The organism is Bacillus cereus (assembly GCF_002564555.1).
Lineage (GTDB): Bacteria > Bacillota > Bacilli > Bacillales > Bacillaceae_G > Bacillus_A > Bacillus_A cereus_K.
Genome location: NZ_NUVD01000091.1, coordinates 22,687 through 38,738, shown reverse-complemented (window position 1 = coordinate 38,738; position 16,052 = coordinate 22,687). Strand labels below are relative to the sequence as shown.

The window sequence follows — 16,052 nt, the reverse complement described above, 5'->3', positions numbered from 1 at the left end:
CTAAAAAATCGTACAAGTATACATACCTGTACGATTTCAAATTTTTTGTATGACACCATTCATATATGAACGCTGTTATCACTTTGGTAAATTCAATTAACTGTTTCACTTTAACTTTCTCATTAAAAGAGACTGTTTACAATTTTACAGTCTCTAAATTACTTGCAGGTTTCGAATATACTTATAAACTTTCTACTTCTGTTGTATTTACTTTTTCAATTTGTTCTATTTTTCTTCCCTTATTCTTTGTCGCACGGTAAAACAGTAAACAAACAATCATAAATGGGATTCCACAATATAATGCCATTCTTTGTTCTGGAATAAAAGCCATACCAACGATTACTGTTAAATTTAATCCTAACGCAAGAAGTGGTACAAATGGATATAATGGTGTTTTAAATTTCAAGTCCTTCACATCCCCACCCTGCTTAATGTATGACCTTCTAGCTAATAAGTTAGATAGAGCAATAGATGCCCAAACTAATATCGCTCCGAACCCAGCGATAGAAAGTAGCCATAAATAAACTGTATCTTCCGCATAAATACCTGATAGTAATGAGAGACACCCTACAATCGTACTTACAATCAATGCATAAATAGGAACGCCGTTTTTAGACAACTTACCAAAAATCGGGCTAATCATTCCTTGATTAGACATAGACCATAGCATACGAGAAGTCGCATATAAGCCTGAGTTTGCAACTGATAGTACCGCTGTAATAATAACGAAATTTATAATATCCGCCGCATAAGGAATACCAATTTTATCAAATACAACTACGAATGGACTTTCTATCACGCCTGCCTGCTGCCAAGGGAATAGTCCTGCAAGAATGAAAATAGATAGTACAAAGAAAACAAGTATGCGCCAAACAGTATTATTAATTGCCTTCGGGATCGTTTTCTCTGGGTTTTCACTCTCACCAGCTGCAATACCAACTAGTTCCGTTCCTTGGAAGGAAAAATTAACTGCAATCATCGTAATTAAAATAGCTGATAATCCATTTGGAAATAGTCCACCGTAATCAGTAAAGCTAGAGAACATTGGTGCTGGTTCATTTCCTTTCATATCTAGAAAACCAAACATTGCTGCCCCGCCCAAAATAATAAATGCAATAATTGTAATTACTTTAATACTTGCAAACCAAAATTCAACTTCCGCAAAACTTCTTGAAGATAACGCATTAATAGCAAAGAGGAGCACCGCAAACGCTACACACCAAATCCATGACGGTACATCAGGGAACCAGCGTTTCATCAAAATACTAACCGCAATTAATTCAATACCTATCGTAGCGGACCAGTTTAGCCACGACATCCATCCCACTACATAACCCGCTGCAGGGGAAATGTGCTTTGTAGCATACGTTTGATAAGATCCTGCGTCAGGCATCGCAACAGCTAGCTCTCCAAGACAGAGCATCGTTAAATACATAACAAATCCTCCGACAAGATACGCTAAGATTGCCCCTCCAGGTCCAGCTTCATGAATTGTATAACTAGAACCTAAAAAGAGTCCTGTACCAATAACCCCTCCAAGTGCAATCATAAAGATGTGCCTGCTTTTCAATTCTCTTTTTAATCCCTGGTTTTGATCCATCATATAAATCCCCCCTTTTCATTTTTAAAACCCATTTAATGTAAGCGTTTTTAAATTTATTCATAGTAAAAATAACGATTTAAAAGAGCAAAAATACATATCACTTATATCAATCACTGCCTGTTATTAAAAGGTCATCCCTCACTGTTATTAATAGTTTTTGATCAGCGATAGCTTGTCCCTCTACTACTTCTAATGATTCGATATAACCACTGATTCCTATCTTAATTTCTATTTTCTGTTTATCTATTGTTTCAATTAGCGCTAATTTCTCCCACTCATATACGTAAGAACTTTCCGCAACGAATAACTTCTCTACTTTCCCGTAACAAGGACTATACACGCCCTCTATAACCGTCTTCACTTTATACACTCCTCCTTCTTATTAATTGACACTGGAACGTTGCATATCCTGTAAGATTCATATTCTCCCCTCTAGAGATTTCGAATATTATTTATGCAAAATACGTACCAATTTCGAATTCGTATATAAAATAAGAGTTTTGCACAAAAAAATCTGTCTAACCGCAAAATTTTTCTATCATTTTAAAAGTTTTAAAAGAAAAATAGCAAAAAAATTTTGCGATTTTATGAGAATTTTAATAAAATTATAAAAAGTCAGTCTTCATAGGGTAAAACGAGGGGAAGATACAACATGCATACAGAAGAAATCAATTTCAAAAAAATTATTGAAATGAATATGCTATATGAAACTTTACTCAATGAACTCGATATCGGGATTCATATTATTAATGAGGAAAGTAAAACGATTATCTATAACCGCAAAATGATGGAAATTGAATCAATGAACCGCTTAGATGTGCTATATAAAAATCCTTTAGAAGTATTTGCATTTGAAGAAAATAAAAATAGTACTCTTATAGAGGCATTAAAACTTGGAAAAACAAACAAAAATATAAAACAAACGTATTTTAACAATAAAGGGCAAGAAATTACGACGATTAACGATACTTTTCCGATAATAGAAAATGGAAAAATTAAAGGTGCTATTGAAATTTCAAAAGAGATAAATCATTTAAAGCAAACAATGAAAACAAACCTTTCGCGAAAACAAAACACTAAGTTTACCTTTGATCACATAATTGGTGATTCTAGAGCGATTCAATCGGTCATTGCAGAAGCAAAGAAAGTAATTCGTACTCCCTCATCCATACTTCTCGTAGGAGAAACAGGGACTGGCAAAGAATTATTTGCACAAAGTATCCATAATGAAAGTCAACGTTCAACCAAACCGTTTATTTCACAAAACTGTGCCGCCATACCTGATACGCTAATGGAAAGCTTATTATTTGGCACGAACAGAGGTGCATTTACAGGAGCTATAGATAAAGCCGGCTTATTTGAAGAGGCAAATGGAGGCACTTTGTTATTAGATGAGATCAACTCATTAAGTCCAACACTTCAAGCCAAATTACTGCGGGCCATACAGGAAAAAACAATACGAAGAATTGGAGGTACACAAGAAAAAGAAATCGATGTTCGTATTATAGCAACTATTAATGAAGACCCACTTGAAGCTATTACACACAATCGATTAAGAGAAGACTTATATTACCGATTAAGTGTCGTTACTTTATGCCTTCCACCTTTACGCGAAAGAAAAGAAGATATTTCAGCTCTTGTTCAGCACTTTATCGAAAAGTATAACAATCAATTTGAGCTCGGCGTAACGGATGTAGATGTAAACGTAAGAGAATTCTTTTATGCATACGATTGGCCCGGAAACATACGAGAATTGGAACATATCATTGAAGGTTCCATGAACTTAATAGAAGATGAAAATATTATTACAGCTTTTCATATACCAACTCGCTTTCGCGAACGAATAAAAAAGGAATTCGATATGCAACCTTCCCTAACCAGTCTCAATGCTGATACACCTAAAACTTTAAAGAACACAATAGAAGCAATGGAAAAGGACTACATCAATCAAATCCTTAAAGAAAATAATGGTAATATCTCACAAGCTGCAAAGTTTTTAGGATTGAGTAGACAAAACTTACAATATCGAATTAAAAAATTGCATTTACACATATGAAATGAACATTTCTTCAATTATAAGTAACTATTTGGAAAAATACGTTATAATTTACATATAACATGCTAGAAAGGGGCTATATATATGAGTAATGATAAAAAATTAAAGTTATTACAATACTTATACCTTCTCCCTGCCGTTCTATGTATGATGTTATTCCTTAATGGTGATATGAGTAGCTTCCCTTATGCAAAGCTATTAGGAACAATTAGCGGCTCCTTTGCAGCTATTATGCTTGCTGCTTTTTGGAATTTGAAGATACGTATAAAGAAAGAACACTCTTCTTGAACTAACAAATCTCATTATCAAATTCAAACACGAGACATTTACAGGTCTCGTGTTTTTTCTTTCTATTCCCTCTACCTCAAAACTTTGAAATTTAATTTAAAATTGATTATATACAGAATAAATGTTCTTTAATTCTAACGACAATTTTCGACATTCAGTATTCATTATGTTTGTTATCATGTAAGTTCTAAATCTGACATTTCAACATCTAGGAGGAAGAATTTATGTATAAAAAACTTTTACTTACATTAGCATGTAGTTCATTAATTTTCGGATTAGCGGCTTGCGGATCAAATGAACAAAAAGATAATGGGGTACAAACAACAGAAAAAGAACAAGCTCCACAAGAAACACCGAAAGAAAAAGAATCAAAAACAGAATCAGCTAAAGGAAATCGTACTAATCCAATTAAATTTAATGAAACTGCTACCGTTAATGATGTTATCTTCAATAGTGAAGACGGCAAATTCGAAAAATTCAAGGCTAAGGTTGAATTATCTATCTTAGAAGTAATTCGTGGTGATCAAGCCTTTGAAATATTAAAAAAGGAAAATCAATTTAACGAAGCTGCTCCAGAAGGAAAAGAATGGGTTCTAGTAAAAATTAAAGGTAAAGTTACTGATGCTGAAACACAAGATCACGAATATGACTTATTCGGATCGAGTTTCAAACTTGTTTCAAATGATGGGCATGTTTACAATAATGACCAGTACGCAGTAACACCAAATGAACTGCAACAGAAACTCTATAAAGGAGCCGAAGGAGAAGGTTACATCTCTCAATTGGTTAACACTGGTGACGATTTTAAAATTCAATACGAAACTCACGAAAATAAAAAAGTTTTCTTTAATTCTAAATAAAATATAATCAAAAAGGTGATTACTATGAAAAGAACAACAGAATTTGTATTAGGACTAATCGGCGGTATATTCGGGATTTTATGTGCATTTATCGCTTTATTTATCGGAGGCGTAGGAGCAGCAGTTGAAGCTGACGGCGCTAATCAAGTTATTGGATTAGGCTGGGCTGCTGTAGCTCTTTCTATTTTAGGAATTGTTGGATGCGTTATGGTTAAAAGCAAGGCTAAAGTAGGTGGCATTATGATGACTATCGCTGCCATTGGTGGATTTATTTGTATTTCTATCGTTTACTTATTACCAGGAATTTTATTATTAATCGGAGGATTAATGGGGATTTTCCGCAAAGATAAAACTACTGCATCAGCATAAAAGAAAAAGCACTCAAATGAGTGCTTTTTTCATATCCGTATCTTTTTTAAAACTCAACACTCTCCAAATACAAACCACTCGCCTCAGCAAGACAATTAATTTGATTGCGTTGTTTTTCTTCTAAAATGTTTGGAATTGCTTCAGCATCTAATTGTCCTAATCCAACTTCAATTAATGCCCCAACAATTTTTCTCACCATGTTATGAAGGAAGCCATTACCACTTACTCTAATTAGTACAAATCCTGCCTCTTCTATTACATCCAGTGTATACACTTCACGAACCATAGACTTTTTCTTTGATTTCGCATTTGAAAAAGCAGTAAAATCATGTGAACCAACTAAATGTTTCGCAGCTTGTTTCATGCTTTCCACATTTAATTTTTTGTTCACATGCATGCTGTATTTACGCATAAATGGATTCGTATGCTCTTCATTCCAAATTTTATAAAGATATGTTTTCGCCTTAGAGTTGTAACGAGCATGGAAGCGATCTGAAACTTCTTCTACATTCGTAATACTAATATCATTTGGTAAATATTGATTTAAATATTTTTTCAATTTATGTTCCACTAACTTCTCATCACTTTTAAAGTTAGCCACTTGATTCAAAGCATGTACACCCGCATCCGTTCTACTACAACCGATAATTTCAGTTTCTTTCCCGACCATTTCAGATATTACACTTTCGATTTTCCCCTGAATCGTACTATCGTTATTACCAAGACGTTGCCATCCTTTAAAACGTGCACCGTCATACTGAATCGTTAATTTATAATTGTTCATCGTATTCTCCTTCATAGAAAATATTCCCTCATATCATGAGGGAATATAAATAAACTTTACTTTTTAACAAGTCTCACTACATTTTCTACATGAGCCGTGTGCGGGAACATATCAACAGGTTGTACATACTCCACTTCATAGCTCTTCATTAATGCCTTCACATCACGTGCTAACGATGAAGGATTACACGATACGTATACAACTCGCTTCGGCTGTACCTTTAAAATTGTTTCCAGTAATTTATCATCGCAACCTGTACGCGGTGGATCGACAACAATTACATCTGGACGCCATCCTTCTTTTACCCACTTTGGTAGCCATTGTTCCGCTTTACCAGCTTCATACTTTGTATTAGTAAATCCGTGGCGTTTTGCATTTTTCTTTGCATCCTCAATTGCTTCTGGAATTACATCCATACCGCGCACTTCCGCTGCATCATTCGCAAGCCAAAGACCGATTGTTCCAACACCACAATAAGCGTCTACAATTTTCTCATTTCCTGTTAAAGCCGCTGCTTTTTTCGCTTCATCATATAAAACAACCGTTTGTTCTGGATTCAACTGGAAGAATGCACGTGCTGATAATTCAAATGATAAATCACCAAGTGTTTCTTGAATTACTTCTTTTCCAGCTAATTTAAATGTTTTATCACCAAAAATAACAGATGTTTTACGCCAGTTTACGTTTTGCATAATTGATTTAACAGCTGGCATCTGTTTTTGTACTTCTGCAATAAATTGTTCTTTATTTGGCAATTCTTCTTTTGTTGTAATAAGTGTAACTTGTACTTCCCCTGTTTGAACTGCAGTACGTGTTACAATTGTGCGTACTAAACCTTTTTGTTTTTTCTCATTGTAAATAGAAACATTTAATTTTTCTAATATACGTCTCACAACTTTTGTCGCTTCATTCGTTGCTTTATGTTGAATCATACAATGGGCGATATCAATTAACTGATGTGAGTTTTGTTTATATAGCCCTGTAATAACCTTCTCGTCTTTACGCCCCACTTGTAATTGACTCTTATTACGATAATGCCATGGATTTTCCATGCCAAGCGTTGGACGAATTTTCTCTTCCAAAGTGTTATTCATGTACTTCTCAAATGCTTGTACAACGATATCACGTTTTTGATTTAATTGTTCTTTATAATCTAAATGTTGCAATTGACAACCGCCACACTCCTCATATACTGGACACGGTGCTTTCACACGATGTGGTGACGATTTACGAATTTTTTTCACTTTCGCTTCAGCGAAGCCACGCTGAATTTTCGTTGTTTCAGCAACAACTTCTTCTCCTGGTAATGCCCCTGGAATGAAAACAACTTGTCTCTTAAAATAACCAACGCCTTCTCCGTTAATTCCAAGACGTTTAATCGTCACAGGAAATGTTTGACCAACTTCCAACTTACTCTCATGTTGCTTTTGTATCATTATTACACCTCTACTCTATACTTTTCCATAAATATAACGCTGCATAACTGCAGTATGGTTCACACTCTTGTTTCACGTTTTCTAAAAATGCATCATCCGGTTTATCATCTAATTGAAATATACCTTGCACTGCGCGCTGAATTCCGATGTCTGCTTTTGGAAACATATTTTTCCGTCCAAGCCCAAACATTAAAAAGTTTTGCACTGTCCATGCACCAATCCCCCTAATTGGTAACAATTGTGCCGAAACCTCTTCTTCCGCCCTGGTTTCTATACTCGCTAAATCTAATTTACCGTCTACAATATGTTTTGCTAATCCTACTATATATTCAGCCTTCCGCTGACTAAACTTCTGCTCTCTCAATTCTTCTATTGAAATATTTGCTACTATTTCCGGAGTGGGGAAAAAGAATACACCGTTCTTCTCTATTCCATATCGTTTTACAAATTGTTCTGTTAACACAGTAGCAAATTTCAAATTTATTTGTTGATGAATGATACAGCGAAGTAAACATGCAAAATAATCGAATTCTAAAATAATTGGAGTATAGGCATACATTTCAAATAGTGGACGTAATGATGTGTTTAAAAAATGATTTTGTATATCTTGAAACGAATCATTCCAATGAAAGATGGACCTCATTCGTTTCATTACTTTCTCTGGATCTCCTGTCTGACTAGAAATCCAAAACTGTGGATTTTGAACAGTACCAATCCCTTGCAAACGAACAACAACCTGTTCTTCGTCTATACAAAGCGGGACATACATGACTTTCTCATCTAATTGAATGACGTTTAACGGATCAAAAGATAAACGCTTTAGTACTTCTTCAAAGTGATACGGATACTCTAACGTAACATGTTCGCTCCACATACGTTTCCCCATCCTTTTTACACATCATTATAGCATGAGAAAACCGTAAGCATACATGCTTACGGTTGATTGCTTTTTACTAAGTCATCCAGACTTTTAAAATGATACCCTTTCTCGCGCAAATCATCAATGATTTTCGCAAGTGCTTCTGCATTATCTTTTGAAATCGCATGAAGTAATAAAACAGATCCTGGATGAATCATCGTCATTACATTATTATGAGCGTATTGCCATCCTCTTTGCTGGTCTACTTTCCAATCAAGAAATGCAAGCGACCAAAATACGTTATAGTAGCCCATTTCTTTCGTAAGAGCTAATGTTCTTTCACTAAATACACCGCGCGGAGGACGTACATATTTCACTTCTTTTTGTCCGGTTACTTTTTTTATTTCTTCCGTTACACTCGTTAATTCTTCACGAAGTTTTGCATCGTTTACCGCTGTGAAATCAGGATGACTCCAAGAATGATTTCCAATAATATGTCCTTCATTTTTCATTCTTAATAATAAATCTTTTTGTGTTTTAATATAATGCCCTGTTACAAAGAAAGTGGCTGGCACCTTCTTCTCTTTTAATACATCTAAAATCTGTCCTGTGTAGCCATTTTCATATCCATTATCAAATGTTAAATAAATGTCTTTCTTCTTCGTATCTCCTAAGTAAAAACCACCATTTTTTTGTAGTAATTCTGTATATAACTTCCCTGCATCTGGTACTGTTTCATTTTTAGGACGCGGGATTCCCCAGTTATGTGGGGTATTCGTATAAGCAAATGTTGAAACTGGAACAAGTGCCATCATAATTGAAAAAATGAGACCTATATATAACCATTTATATTTCATAAATAGTCTCCTTTCCATATATAATCGTACCTGTAGTTTCTGTTTCTTTGCTTTCTTTCATGCTGAGCATGTTTTTCTATATATACCAAAAAAATGCATCTCGAATCATTCGAGATGCATTTTTGTTTACTTAAATACTGGCTCTTTAAAGCTCGCTAATTTTTCAAGTGATGTTTTATCAACATCAGCATGTAAGCTATTACCATGAGAGTCCATCGTTACAACTGCTTTAAAGCCTTCAATGCGTAAATGCCACATTGCCTCTGGAATACCGAATTGTAAGAAATCAACATCTTTTACTTCCTTAATACATTCAGCATAATACTGTGCTGCGCCACCAATTGCATTTAAATATACGCCACCATGTTCTTCTAAAGCAGCTAATGTTTTCGCACCCATACCGCCTTTACCAATTACAGCACGAATACCGAACTTCTTCATAATATCACCTTGGTATGGCTCTTCACGAATACTTGTCGTTGGGCCTGCTGCTTTAATTTGCCAATTGTCATTCTCGTCTTTCACTACAACTGGACCACAGTGATAAATAACTTGTCCATTTAAGTCTACTGGACAATCGTTATCCATTAAATGTTTATGGATTGCATCACGACCTGTATACATCATGCCATTAATTGTTACAACATCACCAACACGAAGTTCACGAATTTGCTCTTCTGTAATTGGTGCTTGCAGTACAATTTCACGTTGCTCTGTTTTTTCTTGTACTTCTTGCTGAAGTGTATCGTCACCTTCTTGATATAGCCAATCCATAATTTCTCCTGTTTCAGGATGGATTTTCACACCAAGGCGGCGATATGCCCAGCAATTATACGCAACAGATACGTAGAAGCTAGCTGGCAGACGATTATATACGCCAATTTTACAACCAAGTAAAGTTGTTTCTCCGCCAAATCCCATCGTACCAATGCCAAGCTTATTCGCATTTTCTAATACGTACTCTTCAAGTTTTTGTAACTCTGGTACTGGATTAACATCATCTAATGTACGGAATAATTGATTCTTTGCTAATTCGTAACCTGATGTGCGGTCTCCCCCGATACCAACACCAATTACACCTGCACTACATCCTTGACCTTGCGCTTGATATACCGCATGAAGAAGGCATTTACGAATTCCTTCTAAATCACGACCTGCGCGTCCAAGTCCTTCTAATTCACACGGTAAGCTATACTGAATATTTTTATTCTCACAGCCGCCGCCCTTTAAAATTAAACGTGCATCAATATAATCTTTTTCCCATTGCTCGAACTTAATAACAGGTGTACCTGGTCCTAAGTTATTTCCACTATTGTCTCCAAACAGAGAATCAACAGAGTTAGGACGGAGTTTACCATCTTTTGTCGCCCGCTCAAGCGCACTATAGATAGCTTCCTTCAGTTTTAATTGATTCACACCCACTGGTGTATAAATTTTAAACGTTGGCATCCCTGTATCTTGGCAAATCGGCGAGATATTATCATCTGCCATTTTAATATTATTCGTAATTGTGCCAAGTGCCATCGCAGAACGAGTCCCTGCATTTTCTCGTTCCTTTGCTTGTTGAATCGCACGACGAACATCTTTCGGTAAGTTCGTTGACGTTTCAACAACTAGTTGATACATGCTTTCTTGAAGCTTTTCCATTGTTACTTCCCCCTCAATTGTGAACGCTACCAAAACGTTATGAGATGAAAATTCCATTGTTATGCTCTTCAGCTTTTTATTTATTTCATGCTATTAAAGTATAAATGAAATTTTTCACAACTTGATTATACCTTTTTTTCTATATTCCTTCTATTATCCGTACAGAAAAAGGCTACCAATTTTGTATTGGCAGCCTTTTTAATATATTATTCGTCTTTTTTAAATTGCTCACATTTTAATTCTAATTCATCTAACATCGCAAGAAGACGATCTACATCTTCTAACTCTACTTCTTCAGGTTCAATTGTATCAATTACTTCAATGAACATATTTAAACGCTCTTTTAAATATACTAATTGTGTATCTTTATCTTGAATTGCTTTTCCCATGAAGGCACTCTCCTTTTAATTCGAGTTGCTTTTATTATACCGCAAAAATGATTGCTATGGGCATGAAATTTCATCAATTTTGTCACGGTCATCCGCTATAATGTAAGCCTTCTCTCTTTTTCCGCTAAAAAGTTTCACTTTATAAAAAGTACATATTCTTCTATTATAGAGAATGGACAATTTGTTATTTCAATAGTCAAAGGAGTATTTCATATGACGATATCACAAAAAATGAAGCCGATTACTCCTTCTTACGATCCATGGGAAGCGTATATGGACCTTGAAGAGTACGGCAAACTACTATTAACAAACGTTGAGTTTACAACGACGACGTTATGCAATATGCGTTGCGAGCATTGTGCTGTTGGTTACACATTACAGCCGAAAGATCCAAATCCGCTTCCGATGGAGCTTTTATTAAAACGATTAGATGAGATTCCTCATTTACGTTCTTTAAGTATTACTGGCGGCGAACCTATGCTTTCAAAGAAATCCGTCGACAACTATGTAACGCCACTCTTAAAATATGCCCATGAACGAGGCGTTCGCACTCAAATCAACTCAAACTTAACTATAGATTTAGCACGTTACGAACAAATTATTCCCTACTTAGATGTATTGCATATTTCACATAACTGGGGAACAATTGATGACTTCGTTGAAGGCGGATTTGCAATGATGGAGCGTAAACCTACTTATGAACAACGTGCAAAATTATTCGAAAGAATGATTACAAATAGTAAAGCTCTATCAGATGCAGGTGTACTCGTATCAGCCGAAACTATGCTGAATAAACGAACTCTACCACACATTGAACATATTCATCGTCAAATCGTTGAAGAAATGGGCTGTAAACGTCACGAAGTTCATCCGATGTATCCAAGTGACTTCGCGAGCAATTTAGAAATTTTAACAAAAGCTGAAATTCGTGATGCAATTGAGCATTTACTAGAAATTCGCGATGAAAATGTATGGATGTTATTTGGAACATTACCTTTCTATGCTTGTAGCGATGACGAGCGAGACATCGCTACATTTAAAAAATTACAAGACAGCAAAAATGTTACTGTTCGTAACGATCCAGATGGTCGTTCACGTTTAAATGTAAACATTTTTGATGGCAATATTATAGTTACCGATTTCGGTGATGTTCCAATTCTAGGGAATATACAAACAAACACATTACAAGAATCATATGAAAAGTGGAGCGCTTCAAAAACAGCAAAATCATTAAGCTGCCACTGCCCTGCTGTAAAGTGTCTTGGACCGAATGTTCTTGTAAAAAACAGTTACTATCCAACAGAAGATTTCTTATCAAAAAAATCACACATTACATTATAAATAAAAAACGTCAGCTTATAAGCTGACGTTTTTTATTTTATTGCGAGTGAGAAGAAGAAATGAATTTAAAATATAAATGATCATGAATTGGAATTGCTGCTCCAATTCCTTGAGAAGTAATATTTTTTACGACAAGTCTTTTTTGATTTCCCTTTAATACAAGATATACTTCTCCAAATGTTACTTTCCCTTTTTCATTTACCGCTGGCGTATAAGCGTATAAATATCCTAGTTGACTTGGACTAATATTATACACGCGCTCATGTCCGGTACCATAACCAATGGTCGTTTTAAATGAAAGTGGCAATTGTACTTTCTCCAGTGCTCTTAAAAGCATCATTTTTTTCACATCTGCAGCATCTTTCATATCCGCTGTTAAATCGCCTTCAATTGTCTTTTGAGTTTCTTGCTTATAGCGGAGTGGATATAATCGATCCCCTCCGCGATTATCGTACACATTACGATTCACTTGCTTATATTCCCAATTAATCGATGTGTCTATGGATTCATAATTTAATGCCCATTGACCTAAATAAATTTTTGCCCGGTACCCTACCGCAAGCGGTGCATTCGAAATTGTCGTTTCATTGAACATTCGAATTAAATCCGGATTTTCAATTTTAATATTTGCTGTTTTTAATAATTCTTGAGCAAATTTACTTGGCTGTAAGCGTGGCACATCTTGCGCATCATTTGGAAATGTATTATCTTTTGAAATATTTAAAACAGATGAAGGCATGTTTATTTTTACGGTTGTCTTTGCAAAACTCATGTTAGGAAATAATAAAATAAACGAGACCATAGTTGAAAGACATATGCTGTATACTCGTTTCACCTGTCTGGCTCCTTCCTACATAAAGGTATATATACTACTTTGTTTATTGTTTTCTCTCTACGCAATTGTTATCCCTATTTTTCATAATAAATAAAAACCAATTCCCATAATGACATACGCTGCTAATAAAGTGCCGCCTTCAAACCAGTTTGTATCTCCATCATTTGAAATCGCGATTGTTAAGAGAACAGCTGTAATCATGGAAACAAGTTCTGGTATTGTAAATACTAAAGGCATCCTTTGTGCAAAAAACATGGAGAGAAGTACTAATACAGGAGCAACAAACATCGAGATTTGTAATGTAGAACCTACTGCAATTTCAACTGCAATATTTACTTTATTTTTATACGCCATAATAATTGCAGATGCATGTTCTGCTGCATTACCAACAATCGCAACGATAATAACTCCTATAAATAACTCTGACCAACCAAACGACTTTGCAACCGTCTCAAATGTATGCACGAGCGCCTCTGATACATAAGCTACCGCAATTGTCGCTATAGCTAAAATGAGTAGTGCTTTCCTCTTTGACCACTCGGGCTCTTCCTCATGAGCTACTTCATCACTCTTATGTTGATATACACCGCGGTGCGTAACTAACTTAAATAGCAACGCAGCAAGGTACATAATAATCATAATAATAGAAACACCTATACTTAATTGATACGTCTTTCCAGCATCCATCTTCATTGAAAAAATCTCTGGAATAACAAAAGCTACAACAACAGCAAATATTAATAAAGCTGAGTTATGCCTTGCATCATACACATTGAAGCTTTGTCTTTTGTATTTAAGCCCTCCTACAAAGAAAGATAGCCCTCCTACCAATAGTAAATTTCCAAGCACAGAACCCGTTAAAGAGGCTAACACCACTTCAATTAATCCTGCCTGAAGTGCAAAAATTGAAATGATTAGTTCCACTGCATTACCAAAAGTGGCATTTAATAATCCACCTATTCTAGGACCAGAAACAATTGCCAAACTTTCTGTTGCTCTCCCCATAAAACCCGCTAATGCAATAATAGTAATACAATATACAGCAAACATAATTGTTTGGGGCCAATGCATTGTTTTTCCAAGTACAGAAAGTGGCACACCTATAAGCGCTACTATAAGAAATATTTTATTAAACATGACTTCATCCTTCCATCGTATGTATTTCTCCTCATTATTCTTATTCTTATTCTTCTCCTAACTTGTACGATTTCATCACAAATACGTTTAAAAAATCATGTTGATGAAAAGAGTATGAAAGATACTTAATTTATCTTGTTTAAGCGGAAAGAATTACAAATCGTGAAAAGGGGCTAAAAACATGCATTTAAAAGAAAAAATTGCAACGATTATTCAAGGTCAAAGAACTGGTGTATTATCTACTGTACGTAACGATAAGCCGCATAGTGCTTTTATGATGTTTTTCCACGAAGACTTTGTACTATACGTTGCAACAGATCGAAAATCAAAAAAGATAACAGATATCGAAAACAACCCAAATGTACATGTACTACTCGGACGTGAAGGAAAAAAATTAGATGAAGACTATATTGAAGTTGAAGGATTAGCTTCAATCGAAGAAGACTCAACATTAAAAAACAAGTTTTGGAATAATAGCTTAAAACGCTGGTTACTTAGCGCCGAAGACCCTAATTACGTACTGATAAAAATCAACCCTGATACAATTTACTACATCGATGGTGCTGGTACGACCGAGCCCGAGTTTTTACGACTATAAAGTGAAAACAAGCCCCCTTAGGTGGGCTTGTTTTGTCGAAAGGTTCTTCTGAAAAAAACAATAAAATAGGTGGAACTTTCTAAAGATTCTGTTATATAATAGCAGTAACTTAAATAAACTGTATTAAAACAGATTGAGGGGAGAAATTAAATTGATGAAAAGAGAAGAACGAAAAAACATGATTGAGTTTATTGAAAAGAAAAAAGGGATTGAACGTGACGAATTATTATTTATGACGGACGATGAAGTAGAGCATATTTATAATGTAACGTATTTTTTATATGAGGAAATTGCAGAGTAGTATAATAATCCCCACCTTATTTAAAAGATAAGGTGGGGATTATTTCGTTATTTATTCCGCTATTTTTGGGCAATACACTCCCACCTCAAAATTCAGGTGGGACAAAGAGGTTAGGTCGGAGCCTTACTCCCCGTAAACGCCCGATTGGTGAGGGATAATAATCAGTGAAGATGAACAAAACCCCCACTGATTAAAGTTTCACTTTATACATGAGAATGATTTTCATGTATAATAATGTACGATTGGAGGAATTTCACTATGAGTTCTTGGCTATTATTCGCACTATTATCAGCAGTTGCCGCTGCCCTCGTATCTATTTTCGGAAAGATCGGTTTAGACGGAATCGATGCCAATGTTGCAACAACGATTCGATCTATTATTATGGCATTATTTATGATAGGAGTTATTATTATACAAGGTAAATTTCAAAATATCGGTGATGTCCTTCTAAATAAAAAAGCACTGCTATTTATCACATTAAGTGGGATTGCAGGTGCTTCGTCATGGCTATTTTATTTTCTTGCCCTAAAAACAGGAAAAGTTTCACAAGTGGCTCCAGTCGATAAATTAAGTGTCGTATTTTCTATCATTCTTGCGGTGATTATACTCGGTGAGAAGTTAAACTTTATGACTGGCGTTGGTGTAGTCTTTATTACAGCTGGTGTATTATTTATTGCTTTCAGCTAAAAAAA

At 35.2% G+C, this 16,052-nt stretch carries 18 protein-coding genes; 8 read left to right on the top strand and 10 right to left on the bottom strand.

Annotated elements, in window-relative coordinates; genetic code table 11:
• Positions 1-181 precede the first annotated feature (181 nt).
• Both COI75_RS20810 and COI75_RS20805 read right to left on the bottom strand, forming a co-directional pair.
• Positions 182-1,603, bottom strand: a complete 1,422-nt coding sequence (locus COI75_RS20810; protein WP_000969262.1) for an amino acid permease — start codon at positions 1,601-1,603, stop codon at positions 182-184.
• A gap of 106 nt (positions 1,604-1,709) precedes the next feature.
• Positions 1,710-1,964 carry a biotin/lipoyl-containing protein gene (locus tag COI75_RS20805; RefSeq protein ID WP_000859482.1) on the bottom strand — a complete coding sequence of 85 codons (255 nt, stop codon included), beginning with the start codon at positions 1,962-1,964 and terminating at the stop codon, positions 1,710-1,712.
• Between the two features lie 291 nt (positions 1,965-2,255).
• Between COI75_RS20805 and COI75_RS20800 the strand changes: the two genes are divergently transcribed.
• From COI75_RS20800 to COI75_RS20785, 4 genes are all read left to right on the top strand, one after another.
• Complete coding sequence (locus tag COI75_RS20800) at positions 2,256-3,659, top strand: sigma-54 interaction domain-containing protein (RefSeq protein WP_000556683.1); 1,404 nt, start codon at positions 2,256-2,258, stop codon at positions 3,657-3,659.
• A gap of 84 nt (positions 3,660-3,743) precedes the next feature.
• A complete protein-coding gene (locus COI75_RS20795; RefSeq protein ID WP_000063868.1) occupies positions 3,744-3,947 on the top strand; it encodes a hypothetical protein in 204 nt (67 codons plus the stop codon).
• 224 nt (positions 3,948-4,171) lie between these two features.
• A complete protein-coding gene (locus COI75_RS20790) occupies positions 4,172-4,807 on the top strand; it encodes a hypothetical protein (protein WP_000277148.1) in 636 nt (211 codons plus the stop codon).
• Between the two features lie 24 nt (positions 4,808-4,831).
• Positions 4,832-5,176, top strand: a complete 345-nt coding sequence (locus tag COI75_RS20785) for a DUF4064 domain-containing protein (RefSeq protein WP_000831859.1) — start codon at positions 4,832-4,834, stop codon at positions 5,174-5,176.
• Positions 5,177-5,222: 46 nt separating this feature from the next.
• Here COI75_RS20785 and truA read toward each other — a convergent pair whose 3' ends face one another.
• The 6 genes from truA to COI75_RS20755 form a co-directional block, all read right to left on the bottom strand.
• A complete protein-coding gene (gene truA / locus COI75_RS20780) occupies positions 5,223-5,960 on the bottom strand; it encodes a tRNA pseudouridine(38-40) synthase TruA (RefSeq protein WP_001067315.1) in 738 nt (245 codons plus the stop codon).
• Positions 5,961-6,016: 56 nt separating this feature from the next.
• Positions 6,017-7,396: a 23S rRNA (uracil(1939)-C(5))-methyltransferase RlmD gene (gene rlmD, locus COI75_RS20775; protein ID WP_000615191.1), complete on the bottom strand. Its 1,380-nt coding sequence runs from the start codon at positions 7,394-7,396 to the stop codon at positions 6,017-6,019.
• Positions 7,397-7,406: 10 nt separating this feature from the next.
• Complete coding sequence (locus COI75_RS20770) at positions 7,407-8,270, bottom strand: DNA-3-methyladenine glycosylase family protein (protein ID WP_000269452.1); 864 nt, start codon at positions 8,268-8,270, stop codon at positions 7,407-7,409.
• A gap of 59 nt (positions 8,271-8,329) precedes the next feature.
• The gene (pdaA, locus tag COI75_RS20765) at positions 8,330-9,112 is read right to left on the bottom strand and encodes a delta-lactam-biosynthetic de-N-acetylase (protein ID WP_000875964.1); all 783 of its coding nucleotides are present in this window, start codon (positions 9,110-9,112) and stop codon (positions 8,330-8,332) included.
• 126 nt (positions 9,113-9,238) lie between these two features.
• Positions 9,239-10,759 carry a class I fumarate hydratase gene (fumA, locus tag COI75_RS20760; RefSeq protein ID WP_000413541.1) on the bottom strand — a complete coding sequence of 507 codons (1,521 nt, stop codon included), beginning with the start codon at positions 10,757-10,759 and terminating at the stop codon, positions 9,239-9,241.
• Positions 10,760-10,965: 206 nt separating this feature from the next.
• Positions 10,966-11,148 carry an SE1561 family protein gene (locus COI75_RS20755; RefSeq protein ID WP_000513558.1) on the bottom strand — a complete coding sequence of 61 codons (183 nt, stop codon included), beginning with the start codon at positions 11,146-11,148 and terminating at the stop codon, positions 10,966-10,968.
• A gap of 213 nt (positions 11,149-11,361) precedes the next feature.
• On the opposite strand from COI75_RS20755, the gene yfkAB reads away from it, so the two are divergent.
• Entirely contained in the window at positions 11,362-12,489 is a 1,128-nt protein-coding gene (yfkAB, locus tag COI75_RS20750) for a radical SAM/CxCxxxxC motif protein YfkAB (protein ID WP_000156028.1), read from the top strand.
• Positions 12,490-12,526: 37 nt separating this feature from the next.
• On the opposite strand, the gene COI75_RS20745 is transcribed toward yfkAB, so the two are convergent.
• Together COI75_RS20745 and cax are read right to left on the bottom strand one after the other, a co-directional pair.
• A complete protein-coding gene (locus COI75_RS20745; RefSeq protein WP_002095923.1) occupies positions 12,527-13,324 on the bottom strand; it encodes a YfkD famly protein in 798 nt (265 codons plus the stop codon).
• An 81-nt stretch (positions 13,325-13,405) separates the two neighbouring features.
• On the bottom strand, positions 13,406-14,461 hold the full coding sequence (gene cax / locus COI75_RS20740; protein WP_000482150.1) for a calcium/proton exchanger: 1,056 nt from the start codon (positions 14,459-14,461) through the stop codon (positions 13,406-13,408).
• Between the two features lie 181 nt (positions 14,462-14,642).
• Here cax and COI75_RS20730 point away from each other — a divergent pair, with 181 nt between their 5' ends.
• The 3 genes from COI75_RS20730 (at position 14,643) to COI75_RS20720 (ending at position 16,047) form a co-directional block, all read left to right on the top strand.
• The gene (locus COI75_RS20730; protein ID WP_000550209.1) at positions 14,643-15,059 is read left to right on the top strand and encodes a pyridoxamine 5'-phosphate oxidase family protein; all 417 of its coding nucleotides are present in this window, start codon (positions 14,643-14,645) and stop codon (positions 15,057-15,059) included.
• 154 nt (positions 15,060-15,213) lie between these two features.
• A complete protein-coding gene (locus COI75_RS20725; protein ID WP_000817786.1) occupies positions 15,214-15,360 on the top strand; it encodes a BH0509 family protein in 147 nt (48 codons plus the stop codon).
• Positions 15,361-15,618: 258 nt separating this feature from the next.
• The gene (locus COI75_RS20720) at positions 15,619-16,047 is read left to right on the top strand and encodes an EamA family transporter (protein ID WP_000100311.1); all 429 of its coding nucleotides are present in this window, start codon (positions 15,619-15,621) and stop codon (positions 16,045-16,047) included.
• Positions 16,048-16,052 lie beyond the last annotated feature (5 nt).